This window comes from Roseobacter sp. SK209-2-6 (assembly GCF_000169455.1).
Lineage (GTDB): Bacteria > Pseudomonadota > Alphaproteobacteria > Rhodobacterales > Rhodobacteraceae > Pseudophaeobacter.
This window is the reverse complement of the sequence record NZ_AAYC01000010.1, coordinates 1-19,886: the sequence shown is the minus strand read 5'-3', so window position 1 is coordinate 19,886 and position 19,886 is coordinate 1. Positions and strand designations below refer to the sequence as shown.

The following is a 19,886-nucleotide window of genomic DNA, read 5'->3' as shown; positions in this document are numbered from 1 at the left end:
ATGTTTCACTGCGACTTTGGCTTTACATTCCGTTTCAATTATATTTCATAAATTAGATAGGATGCCACAACCGGCAACCTGTGGCGAATCTGTGGAACTGATCTAACCTCTTCCACTCTAGGGAGAAAAACGGTTGCAAACATACCCCGCACCGGTTTAGGCCTGCCGTGAACGGGAAAGTTTGATTAGTTTTTTTGGAGTATGTGCATGTTGATAAAGGGCGTTACCCTTAGGGGTCTGGAGGTCTTTGAGACCCTTGCCAAGACGGGCTCTGTTGCACAAACCGCTGAAGTCACCGGCCTCAGCCAGCCTGCTGTCAGCCAGCAGTTGCGAAACCTTGAGAAAGCGCTGGGAACAGATCTGGTTGATCATAGCCGTCGCCCTATGGTTCCCACCTCTGCTGGTCGCAATTTCCTGGCCCGCACCGAAGCAGTTCTGTCGGAGCTGCGCCTAGCGCAGAGCGAGCTGTCGATGACAGATCTCAGCCATCTGCCGGCCCTCTCCATTGGACTGATCGATGATTTCGACAATGATCTAACACCGCGCCTGGTCACTGCCTTGGCGGAGCGCCTATCACAGTGCCGGTTCAAGATGATCACCGCCTCCAGCCTCGAAATCCTGCGGGCAATCGAGGCAGAGGACATTCACATCGCAATCTCCGCCACTACAGGGGAGCTGCATGAGGGGCTTATCGAATACCCGCTGGTGCGCGATCCCTTCATTCTGGTGGCCCCCAATGGGTTCTTCAGCGATGCTAGCGGCGTTCTAGATCAGCTGAGCAGCCTGCCTTTCCTGCGCTATGCGGGGGATCAGATGATCGCGCAACAGATCGAGGCGCAGCTGCAGCGGGCTCAAGCCGAATTTGAAAACCGCTTTGAAGTCGGGTCTCACCTTGCCCTTATGGCGATGGTTGCCCGCCGTATCGGCTGGGCGATCACGACTCCTCTGGGCTATATGCGGGCCGTGCGTTTCCACGACCAGATTGAAGCCTACCCTCTGCCCTTTGGCAATTCCGCGCGCACCATTTCTCTGTTCACCAGCAGGGACTGGGCTGATCAGCTGCCCCGTACGGTGGCCCAGACCACGCTAGATCTGCTGCGGCGGCAAATGGTGGAACCTGCGGTCAATCGCCTCCCATGGCTCGCGGAAGAGTTCAAACTGGTCGAAGGTCAATTCTAACCGTCTCCTCCAAGACTGTCTCTCAGCCCCTTTGCCGCGGCCTCAATAAGGTCCAGACAGCCCTCAAAATCCCGCGTGTAATAGGGATCAGGAACGTGATCCATGCCGGATTGCGGCGCATAGTCGGTAAAGAGCCGCACGGGCGTTTCATTGCCTTTAGGTCGTAGGGCCTCGATGTTTGACAGATTGTTGTCATCCATGGCGACGATCAGATCAAAGGTCTGGAAATCCACGGGCCGGAACTGCCGCGCCCGCAGGTCCGAGATGTCAAAACCCCTACCCCTGATTGCTTGCTGCATTGCCCCATAGGGGGGATCTCCGACATGGTAACTTGCCGTGCCAGCACTATCGGTCGCGACGTTGGGGCAAAGAGAGCGAAAGACCCCCTCTGCCGCAGGTGAGCGACAGATATTTCCCAGGCAGACAAAGAGCACTTTTTGCGTCATGGTGGCCATTCCTCCTTGGGGCTGTGTTAAGACAGGGAAGTCAAGCGATGCAAGCAAAGCGCGAGAAAATTGTTATCCTGACCGGCGCGGGCATATCAGCCGAAAGCGGACTAGGTACGTTTCGTGATGAGGGCGGGCTTTGGGCGCAGCATGCAATCGAAGATGTGGCAACGCCTGAAGGCTTTGCCCGAAATCCAAGGTTGGTGCATGATTTTTACAACGCCCGCCGCATTCAAGCGGCTGAAGCCAAAGCAAATAAGGCCCATCAAGCCCTTGCACAGCTGCAAGAGCACTTTCCCGGCGAAGTGGTGATTGTAACGCAGAATGTCGACAGCCTGCATGAGAAGGGCGGTGCGCGGAACGTGATCCATATGCATGGCGTATTGGAAGGCGCACTCTGCGCGACCTGTGACCACCGCTGGCCTGCCCCTGATGAGATGGAACCTGAAACCACCTGCCCTCACTCTAGCGCACCGTCGGCGCGACCCGACATCGTTTGGTTTGGTGAAATCCCCTATGCGATGGAGGAGATCGAGGCACATCTAAGCGAAGCCAGCCTGTTTGTTGCCATTGGAACCTCCGCCCAGGTCTATCCGGCAGCCGGCTTTGTCGAGGCGGCCCGATCCTTTGGGGCAGAAACCCTGGAAATCAACCTGGAGCCTTCCGATCTGGCCAATCGCTTTCACAGCCATCGGTTTGGTCCTGCAACAGAGACCGTCCCAGAATGGGTAGCGGCTCTGCTCACATAAAAAACCCGCTGCATCAGGATGCAGCGGGCCATGAGTCACGACTGAAGCAACAAATCAGTTCGAATGGCTCGAGTGATCCATGTGCCCACCTTCGGCGGGTTTGCGTTCCAGATCCACCGGGATCTCGATCTCCACTTCACCAGCATTCTGGAACACCAGGGTCACTTTGACCGTATCCCCATGTTCCAGCGACTGGTTGAGACCCATGAACATCACATGGTCGCCACCACGCTGCAGCTTGTGCATACCGCCAGCAGGGATGGCAAAGCCCTCTTCCACATGCATCATCTTCATGATGCCATCGCCACTTTCCATATGGGTGTGCAATTCCACCCGCTTGGCGACATCAGAACGTGCGGCAATCAATTGATCCGCTTCAGATGCCATGTTCATGATTTCCATGAAGGCAGCGCCACTCTTGGAGGCTTTGGCAGAAACGCGCGCATATTGGTCATGCACCATGATCTTGGCGCCTTCAGCATAGGCAGCGCCAGCAAACACAACGGCAGCAACAGCCGCAGCAACAACGGATTTCAGGGACATATCAGTCTCCTTCTTAGACTATTCAATTTTCTGAGGTTTGGATCTTGCGTGGGGTCACAGCGTCAGGGGTGGCGAGCGCGCAACCGCATAGACAAGAACTGTACTGACAGAAAGAACCGCTTCGGTTCTGCTCTGACGCTCTTCACCACCATAGAACGGCACGGTGGCAACATCACCCGAGCGGGTCACCTCCAATACACTCAGAACACAGTCAGGACAGTGATGTGGTGGGGGGGTCGGCTGGCCATCGCTGTCTGTATAGACCACCACGGGGCCGGAACCGGTGCAAAGCACCATCTGACCAACTGCTGCTTGCCCTCCAACTTGCATAGAGGCCGCCGCATGCCCGGTGAGGGTCATGACAAGGGCCAAAACAAGGGCCAGATATGTCCGCAGGGTTGATCGCATTATCCTAGGGTATGCCCCTCCACTCCTGCCTCTGCAAGTTGTAAATCAGATATAGGAATAATGGCAAAACGCCGCGCATCTTGCGATGCACGGCGCCTTGAATTCACGAAATGTGAAAAGGATCAGGCTTCAGCAGCTTGTGCTTTTGCGATCTCTTTTTTCACTTTCAGCGCGGCTGTGGACAGCTCATCGTCTTTGGCTTTTGCCAGGAAGGCGTCCAGGCCACCACGGTGATCAACCGAGCGCAGAGCAGCAGCAGAGATGCGCAGCTTGATGCCACGACCCAGAGTCTCGGACTGCAGGGTCACGTCGTTCAGGTTGGGCAGAAAGCGACGCTTGGTTTTGTTGTTGGCGTGGCTGACATTGTTGCCAGTCATCGGGCCTTTTCCGGTCAGTTCGCAACGGCGCGACATTGGTTCATCCTTCGTATCTGGGGCGGCACCCGACAAACTCGAATCATCCGCCATATCTCAAAGGGCGCGGCCATAGGCGGCGCCCGAAAACTGGTTGGATGCATTTAGGAGGAATCGCCCCGGGGGTCAAGCCATATGGCAGGGTTTTATGGATGTGCCCTGCGGAAACAGCCGGACCCTCGCCCAACCGGTGATTTCACAAGTCCTATAGGGGGTTCAGCGGGGCTTGACCAGCCCAGCGCGTGGAAATTGAAAACCCAGGAGGTCCCGATCTCAATTTAAGGGTATCCTACCCCGCGGCCCCAATGCCCTTCAGCATATCCTGTGCCGCCAAAGCCGGAGAGATTTCGCCACCTGCAACAGAATCAGACAACTCAGACATACGCGCCTGTGCCCAGGGGGTTTCAAGCCGCGCCAGCAGGGCCTGGCGCACATCTTCGCTAAACCAATAGCGCGCCTGCTCCGCACGGCTGCGGTGCCAATGGCCTTGCTCTTTGCGCCAGTCAGAGAGCTTCTGCATCTCCTCCCAGGCCTCCTGAAGCCCTGACTCTTCCACGGCGGAAACGGTACGTGCCATCGGAAACCCCACAGGATCCTGTGGCCGCTTGCGCAAAAGCCGCAGCGCGCCAGTGTAATCCGCACAAGTGCGGATCGCGGTGCGTTTCAGATCTCCGTCAGCCTTGTTCACCAGGATGATATCGGCCATCTCCATGATGCCGCGTTTGACACCCTGCAGCTCATCGCCGCCCGCAGGCGCCAGCAGGAGCAGGAATAGATCCGACATCTGTGCCACCACTGTTTCGGACTGGCCAACCCCGACTGTCTCAACCAGGACCACGTCAAACCCAGCCGCCTCGCATAGCGCCACCGCCTCGCGGGTGCGCCGTGCAACGCCCCCCAGTGTTGTCTGACTGGGAGAGGGGCGAATAAAGGCAGAGCGCTCGCGACTTAGGCGCTCCATCCGGGTTTTATCCCCCAGAATTGACCCGCCTGAGCGGGCAGAGCTTGGATCCACCGCCAGAACGGCCACCCGCAACCCTTGGGCAGTCAGCATCATGCCAAAGCTCTCAATAAAGGTGGATTTTCCAACACCGGGCGTGCCCGAAAGCCCAATACGCAGGGATTGACGCTTGGACTTGGCGAGTGTTTCCAGCAAAGCGGTTGCCTGTGTCCGGTGATCTTCCCGGCCGCTTTCAACCAAGGTGATGGCCCGTGCCAAAGCACGGCGGTCTCCATTGAGTATCTTTTCACTCAGCTCGGCAATGTCCACGTCCCGCCCCCTGCATCTGCAAATGTTCCGCTTAATTGACGCAGGCGCATCCCCCTTGTCCAGTGCTTCTCCGTCGCAGGCATGCCGGGAAACGTCAAAGCTTTCCCAAGAGCTGCATTGCCTGTCGGCCACCCCTAGACCTGCCGCCTTGCTTTGGCGATAAGCGGCTCATGATACGGTTGCCGATCGAAGAAGCCCTGCCCGAATTGCTCAGCGCATTGAAGCAAAGCGGACGCGCAGTCCTGCAAGCCCCTCCCGGCGCTGGCAAAACCACGCGTGTGCCGCTGGCCATGCTCGAAGCTGGCCTCTGCCCCGGTCGCATCATCATGCTGGAACCCCGTCGCCTCGCCGCCCGCGCTGCGGCCCAGCGCATGGCCGAAACACTGGGCGAGGAAGCCGGCCAAACCGTGGGCTACCGCATCCGCGGTGAGGCCAAGTGCAGCAAATCCACCCGCATCGAAGTGGTCACCGAAGGCATCCTGACCCGCATGCTGCAGTCAGACCCGGACCTGCCCGGCGTGGGTGCGGTGATTTTCGACGAGTTTCACGAACGCTCCCTCAATGCGGACCTGGGCCTCGCTTTCTGCCTGGAGGCCGCCAGCGCCCTGCGCGAGGATCTGATCCTCTTGGCGATGTCCGCGACCCTGGATGCCGCCCCGGTCGCCGCACTGATGGATGCGCCCCTGATCACATCAGAAGGGCGCAGTTTCCCAGTAGAGACCCGCTGGCTGGACCGTCCCCTGCCTGCGCAGGCCCGTCGACTGGATGCGCTTTGCGATCTCGTGGTCCAGGCCGAGAGCGAAACTCGCAAATCCGCGCACAGGGGTGAGAATGGCGGCGGCATTCTGGTTTTCCTGCCCGGCGAAGGTGAAATCCGCCGGGCCGAACAAACACTCGCCCGGCGCCTGCCCGCAGATTGCCAGATCCAGCCCCTTTTTGGCGCCCTGCCCTTTGCCCAGCAGCAAGCCGCCATCCGCCCGGCCAAATCGGGTCGGAAAGTGGTTCTGGCCACCTCCATCGCAGAAACCTCGCTGACCATTCAGGATATTCGCGTAGTGGTCGATATGGGCCAGGCCCGGCGCGCGCGTTTTGACCCAGGCTCCGGCATGTCACGGCTGATAACCGAGCGCGTCACCCGCGCCGAAGCCACCCAGCGCCAGGGTCGCGCGGGCCGGGTGGCTCCAGGCACCTGCTACCGGCTCTGGAGCAAGGGCGAAGAAGGCGCGCTCGCCGCATTCCCGCCCCCGGAAGTCGTCTCAGCAGACCTGACCGGACTGGCACTGGAGCTGGCCCTTTGGGGTGCTGCGCCAGAGGAACTCTCGTTCCTGACCCCGCCGCCAGAGGGCAGCCTTGCCGAGGCCCGCAGCCTCTTGCAGATGCTGGGTGCCTTAGACGCGGAAAACCGCATCACCCCCCATGGCAAGGCCCTGGCCGCCCTGCCCCTGCATCCGCGCCTTGGCCATATGCTGCTCGAAGCCGGGCTGCAGGCCACGGAACTGGCAGCACTTCTGGCCAACCGCGATCCCCTGAAAGGGGCGCCCAGCGACCTCTTGCTGCGGCTTGAGGCCATCAAGGACCCCAAGGCATTTCAGCAAAAGCGCCCCTATCAGCTGAACCGCGCGGTGGTGGAGCAGATCCGCTCCGAGGCCGCACGGCTGCGCCGACAGCTTAAGGGGGCCCAGCCCAAACTGCCCCCGGCAGCCATGGCTGCTCTGGCCTACCCCGACCGGATCGGCCAGCGCCGCAAGGGAGACCAGCCGCGGTATGTCCTCTCCGGGGGCAAAGGGGCGATCCTCGATGCGGGCGACAGCTTGGCAGCAGCGCCATTTCTGGTGGCTCTGGACACCGACGGCAACCCGCGCGAAGCCCGTCTGCGGCTGGCTACACAGATCTCTCTAGCGGAGATTCGGGAGCTCTTTGCCGATCAAATCTCATGGCATGACCAGTGCAGCTGGTCCAAACGCGAGCGCCGCGTCGAAGCGCGCAGGCAAGAGCGTTTTGGTGCACTGGTTCTGGAAGACCGCATCTGGAAGGATGCGCCAGAAGATCAGATTGCCCTGGCCATGCTTGACGGCGTGCGCGACCTTGGACTTCGCATCGAAGGCGCCTCGGCCCGGCTCTGCGCCCGGGTCGAGCTGCTGCGCGCAGAAGGACATGAATTGCCTGATTTCTCCGAGGCGGGCCTCATGGTGCGGCTGGAAGACTGGCTGCTGCCGGTGCTTTCAGGCGTGCGCTCCGCTGCCGCCTGGAAACAGTTCGATCTTCTCCCTGCCCTGCGTGCCGCCCTCAGTTGGGAGCAAACCCAGCTCCTGGATCGGGAGGCGCCCGGCAGTTTTGTGACACCTCTGGGGCGCAAGATCCCAATCACCTATGGCAGTGGAGGTCCTGAAATCTCCGTCAGGCTACAAGAGCTTTTCGGCGTCACCCGGCACCCAAGTGTTGGCGGCGCGCCCTTGAAGGTGACGCTCTTGTCCCCCGCGCAGCGCCCAATCCAGATCACCATGGACCTGCCCGGCTTCTGGGCCGGTTCTTACTCGGACGTGCGCAAGGACATGCGAGCGCAATACCCCAAACACCCCTGGCCAGAGGACCCCACCCAGGAAGATCCGACGCTCAGGGCGAAACGGCGCAAGGAGCGGTGACCAGCGCGCCACCCAGGGCGCTGCTCGGCCCAACTGCGGTTGGGGCATCTTTGATGCACCAGACTCGCAGGCGGGAGCGCCCCGCCTTGCCCTCATCACTAGGACCTCTACTCTGGGATCAACCTCGCAGGGAAGGCAGCCCTATCCCGGTTGCCTCAAATCCCCCATCTGCTGCCAGTATTTGCCCGGTGACAAAACTGGCCTTCTCCGACAAGAGAAACACGATAGCCGCTGCGATTTCTTCCTCCTTGCCATAGCGGTTCAGCGGCAGGGCGTCGTGATAGGCATCAATGATATCCTGCGTATGCACCGCCATGGCCAGTTTGGTCGCCACCGGCCCCGGCGCCACTGCATTCACCCGGACCCCCAGTTCGCCCAGCTCCACGGCTTGTTGTAAGGTCAGCTGCGCCAGTGCGGCCTTTGAGGTGCCGTAGGCCACCCGCAGGGTGCTGGCGCGCAGACCAGAGATGGAGGTAATGTTGACCACTGCACCGCCACCATCCGCAGCTAGAAGCTCAGTAAAGGCCTGGGTCATTAGGAATGGCCCATCAAGATTGGTTTCCATGACCCGCCGCCAACGCGCAAAGTTGGTCTCGCGGATAGGACCAAAATCCGCAACACCTGCATTATTAACCAAACCATCCAACCTGCCGCATTGCTCGGTGAGTGTCGCCAAGGCGCGGTCAACCTCCTCGGGCTGTGAGACATCCGCCACGATAGGCAGGCAATCCTCAATCGTCTCGGACGCGCGGGAAAGCTCTTCACTGTCCCGATCCAATAGGACAACCTTCCACCCCTCCGCCTTCAGGATCTTGGCTGTTGCAAGCCCGATGCCGCGAGCAGCGCCTGTTATCAATGCGGTTTTCATATTCTCTTTGCCTTTGTTTACTAAACTTCACCATTGAACGCGCTTTTGCAGGTGCCTTCCTTTCAGCTGAAAAGGAAAAACATAACTACACCCCATAGGAGAGACAGCAAAACCGCACCCAACTTGCACTTTATCCACAGGCTCACTATGTTCCTTTATCTGTTCTCCCGGCAAAGCAAAAAATGACAAAAAGGCGGTTCCAATGAGCAATGTTTTCTCCAAAGCCTGGAGCTCGGTGATCAAGCCGATGTTGTTTCGCCCCAAGCGCGTTCAGGTTGCAGCGCTTTGCTATCGCACGACAGAGGACCAGAAAGAAGTGCTGATGGTCACCAGCCGGGGCACCGGGCGCTGGATCCTGCCCAAGGGCTGGCCCATCAAGGGAAAGGACGGCGGAGAAAGCGCTCTGCAGGAAGCCTGGGAAGAGGCTGGTGTCCAAAAGGGCCAAGTGGAGGGCGCGCCCATTGGCGCCTTCAGCTATGAAAAAGAGCTGAAGACCGGGCTGCCGGTACCGGTGGAGACCTTTGTCTACTCCATCGCAAATGTAGAACTCTGCGATGACTACCCAGAGGCCCATCAGCGCAAAAGGCAATGGTTCTCTCCGCAAGAGGCGGCAAATCGGGTGCGGGAGCCCGAATTGCAGGCTCTCCTGCGCCAATTGTAACACTTCTGCGTCAATTTTGTGACAGTTTGGCTTGCCACATGCAGCAGGCTCACTTAGTGCACCCTCATCTTTGCCTCCAGAGGGACGACTACTGTGAGCACTCCATCACCCAATGACGCGGATCACCGCGAAACGCTGGATCGCGATCTACATCGCTTCTCCCATCTTGAATCCGCCACCCAATATGTGGCCCGGCCCATGATCGCACCAGGGATCGCCCTGGTTTTTATCGTGATGGCAGGCCTAGGTGCTGCGATTTTCTTTGGCGGTAGCCAGGCCAATCTGATTGTTGTCGCCGCTGCGGTCTTTGGTGCCTATATGGCGATCAATATCGGCGCCAATGATGTCGCCAACAATATGGGCCCATCGGTGGGCGCAAATGCCCTGACCATGGGCGGCGCCATCATGATTGCCGCGATTTTCGAGAGCGCAGGCGCCCTGATTGCCGGCGGCGATGTGGTCTCCACCATCTCAAAGGGCATTATCGACCCCGAAGTCGTTGCCACCTCCGAAGTCTTCATCTGGGCGATGATGGCAGCGCTGATCTCCTCTGCGCTCTGGGTCAACTTGGCCACTTGGATCGGCGCTCCGGTCTCCACCACCCACTCTGTTGTTGGTGGCGTCATGGGCGCAGGCATTGCCGCGGCTGGCTTCACTGCGGTGAATTGGGCCACCATGAGCAAAATCGCCGCCAGCTGGGTGATCTCCCCAGTGCTGGGCGGTGTCATTGCGGCGCTCTTCCTGGCCCTGATTAAGGCCAAGATCATCTATCAAGAGGATAAGATCGAAGCCGCGCGCCGCTGGGTGCCGGTCCTGGTCGGCATCATGGCCGGCGCTTTTGGCGCCTATCTGGCCCTCAAAGGCCTGAAGCGCATCATCAAGATCGACCTGCAGACCGCGCTCTTGATCGGCGCCATGGTAGGCGCGGTCGCTTATGTCATCACCGCTCCGCTGATCAAGCGCCAGTCCGAGGGCATGGAGAACCGCAACAAGTCGCTGAAGGTTCTCTTCCGCATCCCGCTGGTGATCTCTGCCGCCCTTCTTTCCTTTGCGCATGGTGCAAATGACGTGGCCAATGCCGTAGGCCCGCTGGCCGCCATTGTGCATGCTTCCGAGTTCGGCGATTTTGCCTCCAAAGTGGCGATCCCGACCTGGGTCATGGTGATCGGCGCCTTCGGGATTTCCTTTGGTCTCTTCCTCTTTGGCCCCAAGCTGATCCGCATGGTTGGCAGCCAGATCACCAAGCTGAACCCGATGCGCGCCTATTGTGTGTCGCTGTCGGCGGCCATCACCGTGATTGTGGCGAGCTGGCTGGGCCTGCCCGTTTCCTCCACCCATATCGCGGTTGGTGCGGTCTTTGGCGTTGGGTTCTTCCGCGAATGGCACCATGAGCGTCGCTTGAAGAAATCCGCAGGGGCACGTCCGGCTGAACTGCGTCTCGCTCCAGAAGAGCGCCGCCGCCGCAAGCTGGTTCGTCGCAGCCACTTCATGACCATCGCTGCGGCCTGGGTCATCACTGTGCCTGCGGCAGCACTGCTTTCTGGCGTGATCTATCTGTTGCTGAACGCCGTCGCAGGGTAACTTCCGCGACGCACTCTTCAGGCCCTTCTGACCTGTGGAGCAAAACACCAAAAGGCCTGCTGCATTTCCTGCAGCAGGCCTTTTTCGTTCCAGCATCAACCCATAATGCCAACAGATTTCACGACGAAACGCGAGATCAAGCTGGCATAGCCAATTGCTCCATGACCTCACTTGCGGGCAGAACTTTGCCAAAGCCCGCATGAAGCGCAGAGAGCGTCACCTCCAGGACAACTTCCGCATCCAGCATCCCGCCTTTGCGCGCGGGCATGTCAAAGGCAATCAGCGCATCTTCCACCACTTCGGTTTCAAAGCCGAGGTTGGCGGCGAAGCGGGCGGTGGAATTTACACAGAAGGCCGCAACCCCGCCAACAATTACCAGCTTTGTGATCCCCCGTTTTGCCAAACCCTCTGCCAGCCTTGTTCCGGTAAATCCTGAGGAACCGGTCTTCCAGAAAACCTCTTCTCCCTCGATGGGCTTGGAACACGCCATCGGCTGGCCACTTGGCAGATCGCGGCGAAATTTGCTTTCGGGTTGCGGATCATCATGCATGACATGCACCACCGGCAGGCCAGCCCGGCGAAACCCGCTGACCAATTGCGCGATATTCTCTTCGGCATTCGGAATGGCCCGTTGACGGCCAGAGGCCGTAACAATGGCCATTTCCTCCTGCATATCCACCACCAAAAGCGCCACATTGCTCGACATAGAAAAACCCTCGCCTCATGTTGAAGTGAGGTGAGGGTTTCAGAAGCTGCAAGGAATGACCAGAGGTCAACCCATGTGACGTGTGGTGAGAAAAGGCCTAGCCTTCCAGGCACCAGCGCATGACGGCTTTCTGGGCATGGAGCCGGTTCTCGGCCTCATCAAAGATCACCGACTGTGCCCCGTCCATGACAGAAGAGGTCACTTCTTCTTCCCGGTGGGCTGGCAGGCAATGCATGAACAGCGCATCCGACTTGGCGTGGGACATCAGCTCATCATTGACCTGATAGGGGCGCAGCATGTTGTGGCGGCGCTCTTTCGAGGACTGGCTGTCATGCATCGAAACCCAGGTATCGGCGACGATCAGATCAGCACCCTCGACGGCCTTGAAGGCATCACGCTCGATTGAGATCTTCGAACCCGCTTTGCGGGCCAGGCCGATGAACTCCTCCTCTGGGTCCAGCTGCGCGGGACCGGTAAAGGTGAGGTCAAAACCGAATTGGCCCGCCGCATGCAGGAATGAGGCGCAGACATTGTTGCCGTCCCCGGCCCAGACCACCTTTTTGCCCTTGATCGGGCCGCGGTGCTCTTCATAGGTCAGGACATCCGCCATGATTTGGCAGGGATGGGTGCGGTCGGTGAGCCCGTTGATCACCGGCACATCGGCATATTCCGCCATCTCGGTCAGCACGGTCTCATCGAAGGTGCGGATCATGATCATGTCCACATAGCGGCTAAGCACGCGGGCGGTGTCGGCGATGGTTTCGCCATGGCCCAGTTGCATGTCCTTGCCCGAGAGAACCATGGTCTGGCCTCCCATTTGGCGCACGCCAACGTCAAAGGAGACGCGGGTCCGGGTCGAGGGTTTTTCAAAGATGAGCGCCACCATACGGTCCTTGAGCGGCAGCTCATCGTCCAACGCAGCTTTGGGCCGGCCCAGACGGGCCTGTTTGGTGGCGCTGGCCTGATCGATGATGGCCCGCAGATCAGCAGGGTCGGTTTTGTGGATGTCTAGGAAGTGCTTCATCGTGGAATCGCTTTACTTTTAGGTCAGAGCTGCAGGCTGCTTTGCCCAGCTCAACAACATTTTGGTCTTTTCTGGGGTCAGCCGTTGCCGATACGCACACCGCCAGCGGTCGCCTCAATTCGCAAAGCGGCTTCAGCGACGTCTTCATCCGAAAGATTCAAAGGTGGCAACAGACGGATAACGTTATCGGCGGCAGGAACCGTGATAAGCTCTTTTTCATAGCCTTCGTTTACAACATCAATGTTGGAGACTTTGCATTTGAGGCCAAGCATCAACCCAGATCCACGGACCTCTTCAAAAACATCGGGATAATCAGCAACGATCCCCTCAAGTTTTTGCCGCAGCAGGCCCGCCTTGCGGTTCACCTCTTCAAGGAATCCGTCGGCGGTCACTTCCTCTACCACGGCGCAGCCCACGGCGCAGCCCAGGGGGTTGCCGCCATAGGTGGAACCATGGGTGCCGGCTGTCATGCCAGAGGCGGCCTCCTCCGTGGCCAGCACAGCGCCCAGCGGGAAGCCGCCGCCGATGCCCTTGGCCACCATCATGATGTCAGGCGCGATGCCCGCCCATTCATGGGCAAAGAGCTTGCCGGTCCGGCCCACACCGCATTGCACTTCGTCCAGGATCAGCAGGATGCCCGCCTCATCACAGATTTGGCGCAGCGCCTTCAGTTCCGCGTCTGGCACCGGGCGAATACCGCCTTCGCCCTGCACCGGTTCAATCAGAATGGCCGCAGTCTGATCGGTGATCGCATTGGTCACCCCATCCAGATCGCCAAAGGTGAGATGCACAAATCCGGGTAGAAGCGGACCGAATCCCTGGGTCATTTTCTCGCTGCCTGCAGCAGCGATCCCCGCCGAGGAGCGGCCATGGAAGGAGCCATCGAAGGTGATAATCTCCACCCGCTCCGGCTGGTCTTTCTCGTAGAAAAACTTGCGCGCCATCTTCACCGCCAGCTCGCAGGCTTCTGTGCCGGAATTGGTGAAAAAGACCGTATCGGCAAAGGTATGCTCCACCAGCAGATCCGCCAGCTTTTCCTGCTGCGGGATCTTATAGAGGTTGGAGACATGCCAAAGGTTTTGCGCCTGGGTGCTGAGAACCTCAACCAGCTTTGGGTGGGCATGGCCCAGCGCATTCACCGCAATCCCGGAACCAAGATCCAGAAAACGTCGCCCATCCGCCTCAATCAGCCAGGAACCTTCGCCTTTCACGAACTCCAATGGAGCGCGATTATAGGTGGGCAATACGGAGGGGATCATCAGGATCATCCTTTTTCACGGGTTGAGGCCAAAGCAGTGCATGAGCCGGGCCAAAGGGTCAATAATGGGAGAGTGTTTTTGCACCACAGGACAGGCACAAGAGATCAAAACGGCCAAATTACGCCAAACGGCGTCGGCGTCGCAGCAAAGGGATATGTGCATCTTTGATCATAGGCAGGCTCCATATCGGAGCGAATGCCAAAAAGAAACCCCTTTCGGAGCCATTGCGCAAACATTTTGCCACCCCTGCCATGCAAGGTGCGGCGTGGCACCTGACCACGCAGAACCGTAGGCGAGGCGATAGGACTTGCAAAAGAAGGATTGGCACCGCACAGCTGGCCAGATGCAGATCGAAACAAAACAAAACCCGGCGCTGGCAGCCATCCTGATCACCACCGCCTCGGTATTCATCGCCGCCACCACCCTTTTTGCCAAAGCCCTGGGCACAGAGGCTCTGGGTACGCCGCTGCATCCGATGCAGATCAGCTTTGGCCGCTTCTGTTTCGCCTTTCTTGCGATCTCCAGCGCGGTGATTGTCCTGCGTTTCAAACTGCAAAAACCACAGTGGAGGCTGCATCTGGGGCGCACCAGTTTTGGCTGGCTGGGTGTGACCCTGATGTTTGCCTCCGTGGCCTATATTCCCCTGGCGGATGCCACCGCGATCACCTTTCTCAATCCGGTTTTTGCAATGCTGCTGGCGATCCCTCTCCTCGGAGAGCGGGTTGGCCCCTGGCGCTGGCTTGCGGCCTTTGTCGCGCTCCTGGGGGCTTTGATACTGCTTCGTCCCGGGCCTTCCAGTTTCCAGCCCGCCGCTCTCTTGGCTCTGGCGGCAGCACTTGTCATGGGGATGGAGCTGATACTGATAAAGAAACTGGCGGGGCAGGAAAGCCCTTTGCAGGTTCTTTGGTTCAACAATGCGCTGGGGCTGATCATCGCCAGCATCGCTGCCAGCACTGTTTGGCAGGCCCCTACCCCGACCCAATGGCTGGCCTTGGCGGGACTAGGGATCCTGATGGCCTGCGCACAGGCCTGTTTCATCAATGGCATGGCCCGGGCGGATGCCTCTTTTGCAGCGCCATTCAGCTATGCCACGTTAATCTTTGCAACGCTTTATGATTTTATTGGCTTTGCAAAAAAGCCTGACCTCATCACGATCGCCGGGGCAGCCACCATCCTATCTGGTGCGGCATTGCTGGCCTGGCGAGAGGGGCGGTTGCGGGCCAAGAGCGGGAACTAGGCGCACCCCTCCGAGCAAATAAATTTTCGTGAGAAATCCCAGCCGCGACACAGAGGTCGAAAACCGGCATTTCCCAAAGAATTTGCGGCGCAACCTACTTGGAAACAGAGCAGGAGCGCGTCGATGCACGAGAGACGTATTCCGGAGTGGCTGCGCCATTCTCCGGCCCCATCCATTCGTGATTTTGGAATTCTCGCAGGCCTTGAGGCCGTGGTGCGTGGAAGTCTGATTTCGGTTTTCCCTTTGGCCCTGTACCGAAGCCTCGGAGACGCAGCTTTGGTCTCTGCCAGCTATTTCGCGGTTGGCATTCTCTCCCTGATTGTTGGGCTGCTTTTGCCGGGACTAATCCGGCTGATCCCGCGTCGTTGGGCCTATTCCATTGGAACGCTGATGTTTGTTGCCTCAGCTGCCTGCGCCTGCTGGGGCGGAACCACTGGCATGTTGCTGGCTTTGGCGCTCAACACCATTGCCGCGGTGGTGACCTTCATTTGTTTCAACGCCTATGTTCTAGACTATATCGAACGGGTTGAACTGGGCCGCTGTGAGACCTCTCGCATGTTCTATTCAGCTCTCGGCTGGACCGCCGGCCCCATGGTCGGCGTGGTCATGATGAAACACTGGGAACCTGCCCCGTTTCTGCTCTCAGGGTTTGCCGCTTTGGTGATGCTGGCAACCTTTTGGCGCATGCGCATGGGCAACGGGAAACAGATTTCCAAAGCGCGCAGCCCAGCGGCAAATCCCCTCGCCTATCTGCCGCGCTTTTTAGCGCAGCCGCGTCTGATTGCTGGCTGGCTCTTTGCGGTCATCCGCTCCTGCGGGTGGTGGATCTATGTGGTTTACCTGCCGATTTTCGCAATCGAATCCAACCTCGGAGAGGAGCTCGGAGGGTTTCTTCTCTCCTTCACCAATGCTGCCCTCTTTGGCGCCCCCCTGCTGCAACGCTGGATCCAACGGCACTCTATCCGCTTTGCAGTGCAGTTCGGGTTTCTCATTGTCGCCCTCTGCTTTACCCTGGCCTACCTCAACTCTGGCCAGCCCTGGGTCGCAGTCATCCTTCTGGTCATGGGGTCCATTGCCCTGATCGAGCTGGACATCTGCGCGGGCCTGCCATTCTTGATGGCGGTCAAACCCTCTGAGCGGACCGAGATGTCAGCGGTCTATTCCAGCTACCGCGATGTTTCGGGCATTCTCACACCGGGGCTTGCCTGGGCGGTTTTGCTATTGCTGCCGGTTGCCGGGATTTTTGCTGCCGGGGGCGTGGCGCTTGCCGGAGCAGGGCTACTGGCAGGCAAACTCCATCCTCGCCTTGGACGGCCACGGCAACCTCAATCCGCCCCCGTCCGGCAAGTGGGCCAATCACCAGCGAATTCCCCCCGCGAACTGGCCGCTGAATAGGCGGTTTGCTCGGCCTTGAGCAAGAGAGCGCCGAATTCAAAGGAGCTTTAGGGTTTCAACCGATATCCCCGCTGCAGCATGGCCCAGGCCAATGCGCAGATCGAACAGGAAGCCAGGAGGCAGACCGCGATACTCAGACCAATTGGTGCATCCGAAGTTCCAATCATGGCAAATCGCAGCCCATCGATCAGATAGAAAACCGGATTGACCTGCGACAGGCTGCGCAGCACCGGCGGCAGGGCCGCAACAGAGTAGAAAGTCCCTGAAAGGAAGGCCAAAGGGGTCACAATGAAATTGGTGATTGCCGCCATCTGGTCAAATTTTTCTGCAAAGACCCCGGCAACGATACCAAGCCCTCCCAGGAAAACCGCTCCGAGCGTGACAAAAAGCAAGGCGAGCACAGGGTGCGCGGGAAATAGCCCCAGTACCACAGCCAAACCGCAGGCAATACCAAGAGCAATCACCACTCCACGCACCATTGCGCCCGCGAGATAGCCAAGCAGAATCTCCAGCCCGGAAAGCGGTGGCATCAACGTATCCACGATGTTGCCCTGCACCTTGGAGATGACAAGGGAAGAAGAGGTATTGGCAAAAGCATTTTGGATTACCGTCATCATCATGATGCCCGGTGCAAGGAATTGCAGGAATGGAACCCCCATGACATCCCCCCGGCGCGGACCTATGGCCAGGTTGAAAATCAACAAAAACAGCGCCGCAGTGACCAAAGGCGCCAGCAAAGTTTGGGTCCACACGACCAGAAACCTGGTGATTTCTCGACCTGCCAATGTCTGCAACCCCAGCCAGTTCACCCGCCCAAAGCGCCGTTCACCAAGGGCCAGCTGAAATCCTGTTTCGTTTTGTGACATGTTTTTTCCACTCTTGTGTGGTTTGACTGCATAGACAAAGCCTGAGCAGGTGCAAGATGCCTTGTAACTCTGCCCTCAGTGGCTAGTATAGGCAGTTGAATACGGAACACGATGGCGGCCGCAGGATTCTGGGGCCGCTATTAGCTTGGAAAGGCAACAGATGTCCTGGACTGACGAGCGCGTCGAATTGCTCAAAAAGATGTGGGGCGAAGGCCAGTCGGCCAGCCAGATCGCAAAAGAACTGGGCGGGGTGACTCGCAATGCAGTGATTGGCAAGGTGCATCGCCTCGGCCTCTCCAACCGCGCCACCAGCAGTGCCAAATCGGCAGAGGCCAAGGAAAAGCCGGCTCCGGCGCCCAAAGCCGCGCCCAAACCCAAACCGCAGCCCAAGACTGAGCCCGCGCGGCCTGCGGCAGCGCAGCCTGCAGCTTCTGCCAACAGCGAAGCAAAACCCAGCCTGCCGGCGCGCAAGCAGATCATCCCCGCAGGACAGCCCCTGCCACCTCAGCCTTCTGCCAATGAGATCAGCCCCGAAGCGCTGGCCAAGGTCAATGAGATCGAAAAGAAGGCCAAGAAGCTGAGCTTGATGGAACTGACAGAGCGAACCTGCAAATGGCCGGTTGGCGACCCCGCAACCGAGGATTTCTGGTTCTGCGGCTTGCCGGTTCAACAGGGCAAGCCCTATTGCGAAGCCCATGTTGGCGTCGCGTTCCAGCCCATGAGCGCGCGTCGCGACCGTAAACGCTAGTCGCCGCAGCGCAGAATTTGAAATGAAAAGCCCGCTTCTATTGAAGAAGCGGGCTTTTCATTTTGTCATGATCAGTCTGACTGGCTGCGGCCTCAGTTTGTTTCAGGCGCCGCAGAGGAGAAATTCGGGATTGTGTTGGTCGAAGCTGGCTTGGGATCGATGCTGGGCCAGTTGCCTTCTGCTGTTTCGATGTTCCCAGGAATATCCTCTTCCCAGAACCCGACAACCACAGGTGTGATGTTCAGATAGAGCCTGTCGTCGACAATCCGCCACAGATTCGGATTTCCTGGCACCTTACCGCCGCGGGACACGCCATAGGCACAGTGGCCATCATATTGCGGAGCATAATAGGCAGGGTTTTCCTGGAACTTGGCCCGGTTTTCTTCGCTGGCAAAGGCAAAAGTCGCGCCATTGTACTCTGCCGTGATACTGGCCAGGCCAGGAACCGCAGCTGGCTGCGCCGCCCCAACAGAAGACTGTTCCAAGCTCCGGTAAGCCACAACATCAAACCCAGATACAGCATAGCCCGTTTCATCAACAAACTGCTCTCCCGCCAGGGCCGGGAAGCCAAAGCTGATGGCCGCCAGGGCAGCAAATGCAAAGCGCTTCATCTCGTGTTTCTCCTATTTTTTTGTCGGCGCCGCCTTCCCAGCGGCACAAAAGAAAATTCGTCGCCCTATTGGGATCTGTGTCCGCTTGGGGTCTGCTGAAGAGACAATATGCAGGAAAATCGACCGTTGAAACCGGGGTCACGCCACTGTGTTCCCGGTAGAGTTTTTGTGATCTGCTGCAAAAAAGATCTGATCGGACCTTCCAGTCATTGGAATTTTCAGGAAGGTTCCTATTTCAGGGACTACTGCGCAATTTGGCGCACTGGAAAACGAAATCAGATCTTTTAGACAAGGCAGAGAGATGAGCGACACAGCATATACACCTCCGAAGGTTTGGGTTTGGGAACAAGAAAGCGGAGGTCGCTTTGCGTCGATCAACCGCCCCATCGCCGGAGCAACACACGACAAGGAATTGCCTGTGGGTGAACACCCCTTGCAGCTCTACTCCCTGGCCACACCCAATGGCGTGAAGGTCACCGTTATGCTCGAAGAACTGCTGGCCCTTGGCCACAGCGGCGCTGAATATGACGCCTGGCTGGTGAATATCGGTGAGGGTGATCAATTCGGCTCAGGCTTTGTTGAGGTCAACCCGAATTCAAAGATCCCGGCCCTGATGGATCGCAGCGGCGCAGAGCCTCAGCGCGTGTTTGAATCGGGCTCTATTCTGGTTCACCTGGCAGAGAGATTCGACGCCTTTCTGCCCAAAGAAGGCAGCGCGCGTACCGAAGTGATGAATTGGCTTTTCTGGCAGATGGGCAGTGCCCCCTATCTGGGCGGCGGTTTTGGCCACTTCTACGCCTATGCACCCGAGAAATGGCAATATCCCATCGACCGCTTTGCGATGGAGGCCAAGCGTCAGCTCGATGTGTTGGACAGACAATTGGCAGAGAACCGGTTCATCGCCGGTGAAGACTACAGCATTGCCGATATCGCCATCTGGCCCTGGTATGGTCAGCTGGTGCTAGGACGTCTCTATGATGCGGCTGAGTTCTTGGATGTGGAGAGCTACAAAAATGTGATGCGTTGGGCCAAAGAAATCGACGCTCGCCCAGCCGTTAGCCGCGGCCGTATGGTGAACCGCGCCTTTGGCGAGTTGCACACGCAGCTTCGCGAACGCCACGCAGCAAGCGATTTTGAGACCCGGACCCAGGACAAGATCGAAGCCACAGAAGAAGCCGACTGACCCCTAACAAACCATGCCAAAATGAGTGTGGGCTAAGAGCAGCGAGGGTGGAGCTCCCGCGCCTGCGGAAGCTTCGCATTTGCTCAGCCTCCTGGCA

Annotated in this window: 20 protein-coding genes; 9 read left to right on the top strand and 11 right to left on the bottom strand. The window is 58.5% G+C overall.

What is annotated here, in order from left to right; genetic code table 11:
• Nucleotides 1–207 precede the first annotated feature (207 nt).
• The gene (locus RSK20926_RS15005) at nucleotides 208–1,179 is read left to right on the top strand and encodes a LysR family transcriptional regulator (RefSeq protein WP_008207968.1); all 972 of its coding nucleotides are present in this window, start codon (nucleotides 208–210) and stop codon (nucleotides 1,177–1,179) included.
• Here RSK20926_RS15005 and RSK20926_RS15000 read toward each other — a convergent pair.
• Nucleotides 1,176–1,625: a low molecular weight protein-tyrosine-phosphatase gene (locus RSK20926_RS15000; RefSeq protein ID WP_037255355.1), complete on the bottom strand. Its 450-nt coding sequence runs from the start codon at nucleotides 1,623–1,625 to the stop codon at nucleotides 1,176–1,178. The two genes, RSK20926_RS15005 and RSK20926_RS15000, sit on opposite strands and share 4 nt — an antisense overlap.
• 47 nt (nucleotides 1,626–1,672) lie before the next feature.
• Here RSK20926_RS15000 and RSK20926_RS14995 point away from each other — a divergent pair, with 47 nt between their 5' ends.
• Nucleotides 1,673–2,374 carry an NAD-dependent deacylase gene (locus RSK20926_RS14995; RefSeq protein ID WP_008207965.1) on the top strand — a complete coding sequence of 234 codons (702 nt, stop codon included), beginning with the start codon at nucleotides 1,673–1,675 and terminating at the stop codon, nucleotides 2,372–2,374.
• A gap of 54 nt (nucleotides 2,375–2,428) precedes the next feature.
• Here the strand turns inward: RSK20926_RS14995 and RSK20926_RS14990 are convergent, their stop codons facing one another.
• From RSK20926_RS14990 to meaB, 4 genes are all read right to left on the bottom strand, one after another.
• Nucleotides 2,429–2,917 carry a copper chaperone PCu(A)C gene (locus tag RSK20926_RS14990; protein ID WP_008207963.1) on the bottom strand — a complete coding sequence of 163 codons (489 nt, stop codon included), beginning with the start codon at nucleotides 2,915–2,917 and terminating at the stop codon, nucleotides 2,429–2,431.
• Nucleotides 2,918–2,971: 54 nt separating this feature from the next.
• Nucleotides 2,972–3,325, bottom strand: coding sequence for a hypothetical protein (locus RSK20926_RS14985; RefSeq protein ID WP_008207962.1), 354 nt, complete (start codon nucleotides 3,323–3,325; stop codon nucleotides 2,972–2,974).
• 122 nt (nucleotides 3,326–3,447) lie between these two features.
• Nucleotides 3,448–3,738, bottom strand: coding sequence for a 50S ribosomal protein L28 (rpmB, locus tag RSK20926_RS14980; RefSeq protein ID WP_037255353.1), 291 nt, complete (start codon nucleotides 3,736–3,738; stop codon nucleotides 3,448–3,450).
• Nucleotides 3,739–4,027: 289 nt separating this feature from the next.
• Complete coding sequence (gene meaB, locus RSK20926_RS14975; protein ID WP_008207960.1) at nucleotides 4,028–5,008, bottom strand: methylmalonyl Co-A mutase-associated GTPase MeaB; 981 nt, start codon at nucleotides 5,006–5,008, stop codon at nucleotides 4,028–4,030.
• A gap of 170 nt (nucleotides 5,009–5,178) precedes the next feature.
• On the opposite strand from meaB, the gene hrpB reads away from it, so the two are divergent.
• Nucleotides 5,179–7,650 carry an ATP-dependent helicase HrpB gene (hrpB, locus tag RSK20926_RS14970; protein WP_008207959.1) on the top strand — a complete coding sequence of 824 codons (2,472 nt, stop codon included), beginning with the start codon at nucleotides 5,179–5,181 and terminating at the stop codon, nucleotides 7,648–7,650.
• Between the two features lie 118 nt (nucleotides 7,651–7,768).
• Here hrpB and RSK20926_RS14965 read toward each other — a convergent pair whose 3' ends face one another.
• Nucleotides 7,769–8,518: an SDR family NAD(P)-dependent oxidoreductase gene (locus RSK20926_RS14965; protein ID WP_008207958.1), complete on the bottom strand. Its 750-nt coding sequence runs from the start codon at nucleotides 8,516–8,518 to the stop codon at nucleotides 7,769–7,771.
• 202 nt (nucleotides 8,519–8,720) lie between these two features.
• Between RSK20926_RS14965 and RSK20926_RS14960 the strand changes: the two genes are divergently transcribed.
• Nucleotides 8,721–9,179, top strand: a complete 459-nt coding sequence (locus tag RSK20926_RS14960; protein ID WP_008207957.1) for an NUDIX hydrolase — start codon at nucleotides 8,721–8,723, stop codon at nucleotides 9,177–9,179.
• A 93-nt stretch (nucleotides 9,180–9,272) separates the two neighbouring features.
• Nucleotides 9,273–10,760: an inorganic phosphate transporter gene (locus RSK20926_RS14955; protein ID WP_008207956.1), complete on the top strand. Its 1,488-nt coding sequence runs from the start codon at nucleotides 9,273–9,275 to the stop codon at nucleotides 10,758–10,760.
• A 136-nt stretch (nucleotides 10,761–10,896) separates the two neighbouring features.
• Here RSK20926_RS14955 and RSK20926_RS14950 read toward each other — a convergent pair whose 3' ends face one another.
• The 3 genes from RSK20926_RS14950 to RSK20926_RS14940 form a co-directional block, all read right to left on the bottom strand.
• A complete protein-coding gene (locus RSK20926_RS14950; protein ID WP_008207954.1) occupies nucleotides 10,897–11,466 on the bottom strand; it encodes an isochorismatase family protein in 570 nt (189 codons plus the stop codon).
• Between the two features lie 97 nt (nucleotides 11,467–11,563).
• Nucleotides 11,564–12,490 (bottom strand): ornithine carbamoyltransferase, encoded by a 927-nt coding sequence (gene argF, locus RSK20926_RS14945; RefSeq protein ID WP_008207952.1) that lies wholly within the window; start codon nucleotides 12,488–12,490, stop codon nucleotides 11,564–11,566.
• Nucleotides 12,491–12,567: 77 nt separating this feature from the next.
• Entirely contained in the window at nucleotides 12,568–13,749 is a 1,182-nt protein-coding gene (locus RSK20926_RS14940; RefSeq protein WP_037255351.1) for an aspartate aminotransferase family protein, read from the bottom strand.
• A 343-nt stretch (nucleotides 13,750–14,092) separates the two neighbouring features.
• On the opposite strand from RSK20926_RS14940, the gene RSK20926_RS14935 reads away from it, so the two are divergent.
• Both RSK20926_RS14935 and RSK20926_RS14930 read left to right on the top strand, forming a co-directional pair.
• Nucleotides 14,093–14,986 (top strand): DMT family transporter, encoded by an 894-nt coding sequence (locus tag RSK20926_RS14935; protein ID WP_008207950.1) that lies wholly within the window; start codon nucleotides 14,093–14,095, stop codon nucleotides 14,984–14,986.
• Between the two features lie 123 nt (nucleotides 14,987–15,109).
• The gene (locus RSK20926_RS14930; RefSeq protein WP_008207948.1) at nucleotides 15,110–16,381 is read left to right on the top strand and encodes an MFS transporter; all 1,272 of its coding nucleotides are present in this window, start codon (nucleotides 15,110–15,112) and stop codon (nucleotides 16,379–16,381) included.
• 47 nt (nucleotides 16,382–16,428) lie between these two features.
• Here the strand turns inward: RSK20926_RS14930 and RSK20926_RS14925 are convergent, their stop codons facing one another.
• Entirely contained in the window at nucleotides 16,429–17,247 is an 819-nt protein-coding gene (locus RSK20926_RS14925; protein WP_008207946.1) for an ABC transporter permease, read from the bottom strand.
• Between the two features lie 160 nt (nucleotides 17,248–17,407).
• Here RSK20926_RS14925 and RSK20926_RS14920 point away from each other — a divergent pair, with 160 nt between their 5' ends.
• Nucleotides 17,408–17,995 (top strand): GcrA family cell cycle regulator, encoded by a 588-nt coding sequence (locus RSK20926_RS14920; RefSeq protein WP_008207943.1) that lies wholly within the window; start codon nucleotides 17,408–17,410, stop codon nucleotides 17,993–17,995.
• Between the two features lie 92 nt (nucleotides 17,996–18,087).
• Here RSK20926_RS14920 and RSK20926_RS14915 read toward each other — a convergent pair whose 3' ends face one another.
• Complete coding sequence (locus tag RSK20926_RS14915) at nucleotides 18,088–18,606, bottom strand: YHS domain-containing (seleno)protein (protein ID WP_008207942.1); 519 nt, start codon at nucleotides 18,604–18,606, stop codon at nucleotides 18,088–18,090.
• A 301-nt stretch (nucleotides 18,607–18,907) separates the two neighbouring features.
• Here RSK20926_RS14915 and yghU point away from each other — a divergent pair, with 301 nt between their 5' ends.
• The gene (gene yghU / locus RSK20926_RS14910; protein ID WP_008207940.1) at nucleotides 18,908–19,789 is read left to right on the top strand and encodes a glutathione-dependent disulfide-bond oxidoreductase; all 882 of its coding nucleotides are present in this window, start codon (nucleotides 18,908–18,910) and stop codon (nucleotides 19,787–19,789) included.
• The last annotated feature ends 97 nt before the right edge of the window (nucleotides 19,790–19,886 follow it).

Excerpts from the sequence above, each read along its gene's own strand:
- RSK20926_RS14925 (WP_008207946.1), bottom strand. The coding sequence starts at position 17,247 with ATGTCACAAAACGAAACAGGATTTCAGCTGGCCCTTGGTGAACGGCGC.
- RSK20926_RS14985 (WP_008207962.1), bottom strand. The coding sequence starts at position 3,325 with ATGCGATCAACCCTGCGGACATATCTGGCCCTTGTTTTGGCCCTTGTC.
- argF (WP_008207952.1), bottom strand. The coding sequence starts at position 12,490 with ATGAAGCACTTCCTAGACATCCACAAAACCGACCCTGCTGATCTGCGG.
- rpmB (WP_037255353.1), bottom strand. The coding sequence starts at position 3,738 with ATGTCGCGCCGTTGCGAACTGACCGGAAAAGGCCCGATGACTGGCAAC.
- RSK20926_RS14940 (WP_037255351.1), bottom strand. The coding sequence starts at position 13,749 with ATGATCCCCTCCGTATTGCCCACCTATAATCGCGCTCCATTGGAGTTC.
- RSK20926_RS15005 (WP_008207968.1), top strand. The coding sequence starts at position 208 with ATGTTGATAAAGGGCGTTACCCTTAGGGGTCTGGAGGTCTTTGAGACC.
- hrpB (WP_008207959.1), top strand. The coding sequence starts at position 5,179 with ATGATACGGTTGCCGATCGAAGAAGCCCTGCCCGAATTGCTCAGCGCA.
- RSK20926_RS14935 (WP_008207950.1), top strand. The coding sequence starts at position 14,093 with ATGCAGATCGAAACAAAACAAAACCCGGCGCTGGCAGCCATCCTGATC.
- RSK20926_RS14965 (WP_008207958.1), bottom strand. The coding sequence starts at position 8,518 with ATGAAAACCGCATTGATAACAGGCGCTGCTCGCGGCATCGGGCTTGCA.
- RSK20926_RS14990 (WP_008207963.1), bottom strand. The coding sequence starts at position 2,917 with ATGTCCCTGAAATCCGTTGTTGCTGCGGCTGTTGCTGCCGTTGTGTTT.
- RSK20926_RS14960 (WP_008207957.1), top strand. The coding sequence starts at position 8,721 with ATGAGCAATGTTTTCTCCAAAGCCTGGAGCTCGGTGATCAAGCCGATG.
- yghU (WP_008207940.1), top strand. The coding sequence starts at position 18,908 with ATGAGCGACACAGCATATACACCTCCGAAGGTTTGGGTTTGGGAACAA.
- RSK20926_RS14950 (WP_008207954.1), bottom strand. The coding sequence starts at position 11,466 with ATGTCGAGCAATGTGGCGCTTTTGGTGGTGGATATGCAGGAGGAAATG.
- RSK20926_RS14915 (WP_008207942.1), bottom strand. The coding sequence starts at position 18,606 with ATGAAGCGCTTTGCATTTGCTGCCCTGGCGGCCATCAGCTTTGGCTTC.
- RSK20926_RS14995 (WP_008207965.1), top strand. The coding sequence starts at position 1,673 with ATGCAAGCAAAGCGCGAGAAAATTGTTATCCTGACCGGCGCGGGCATA.
- RSK20926_RS14930 (WP_008207948.1), top strand. The coding sequence starts at position 15,110 with ATGCACGAGAGACGTATTCCGGAGTGGCTGCGCCATTCTCCGGCCCCA.
- RSK20926_RS14920 (WP_008207943.1), top strand. The coding sequence starts at position 17,408 with ATGTCCTGGACTGACGAGCGCGTCGAATTGCTCAAAAAGATGTGGGGC.
- RSK20926_RS15000 (WP_037255355.1), bottom strand. The coding sequence starts at position 1,625 with ATGACGCAAAAAGTGCTCTTTGTCTGCCTGGGAAATATCTGTCGCTCA.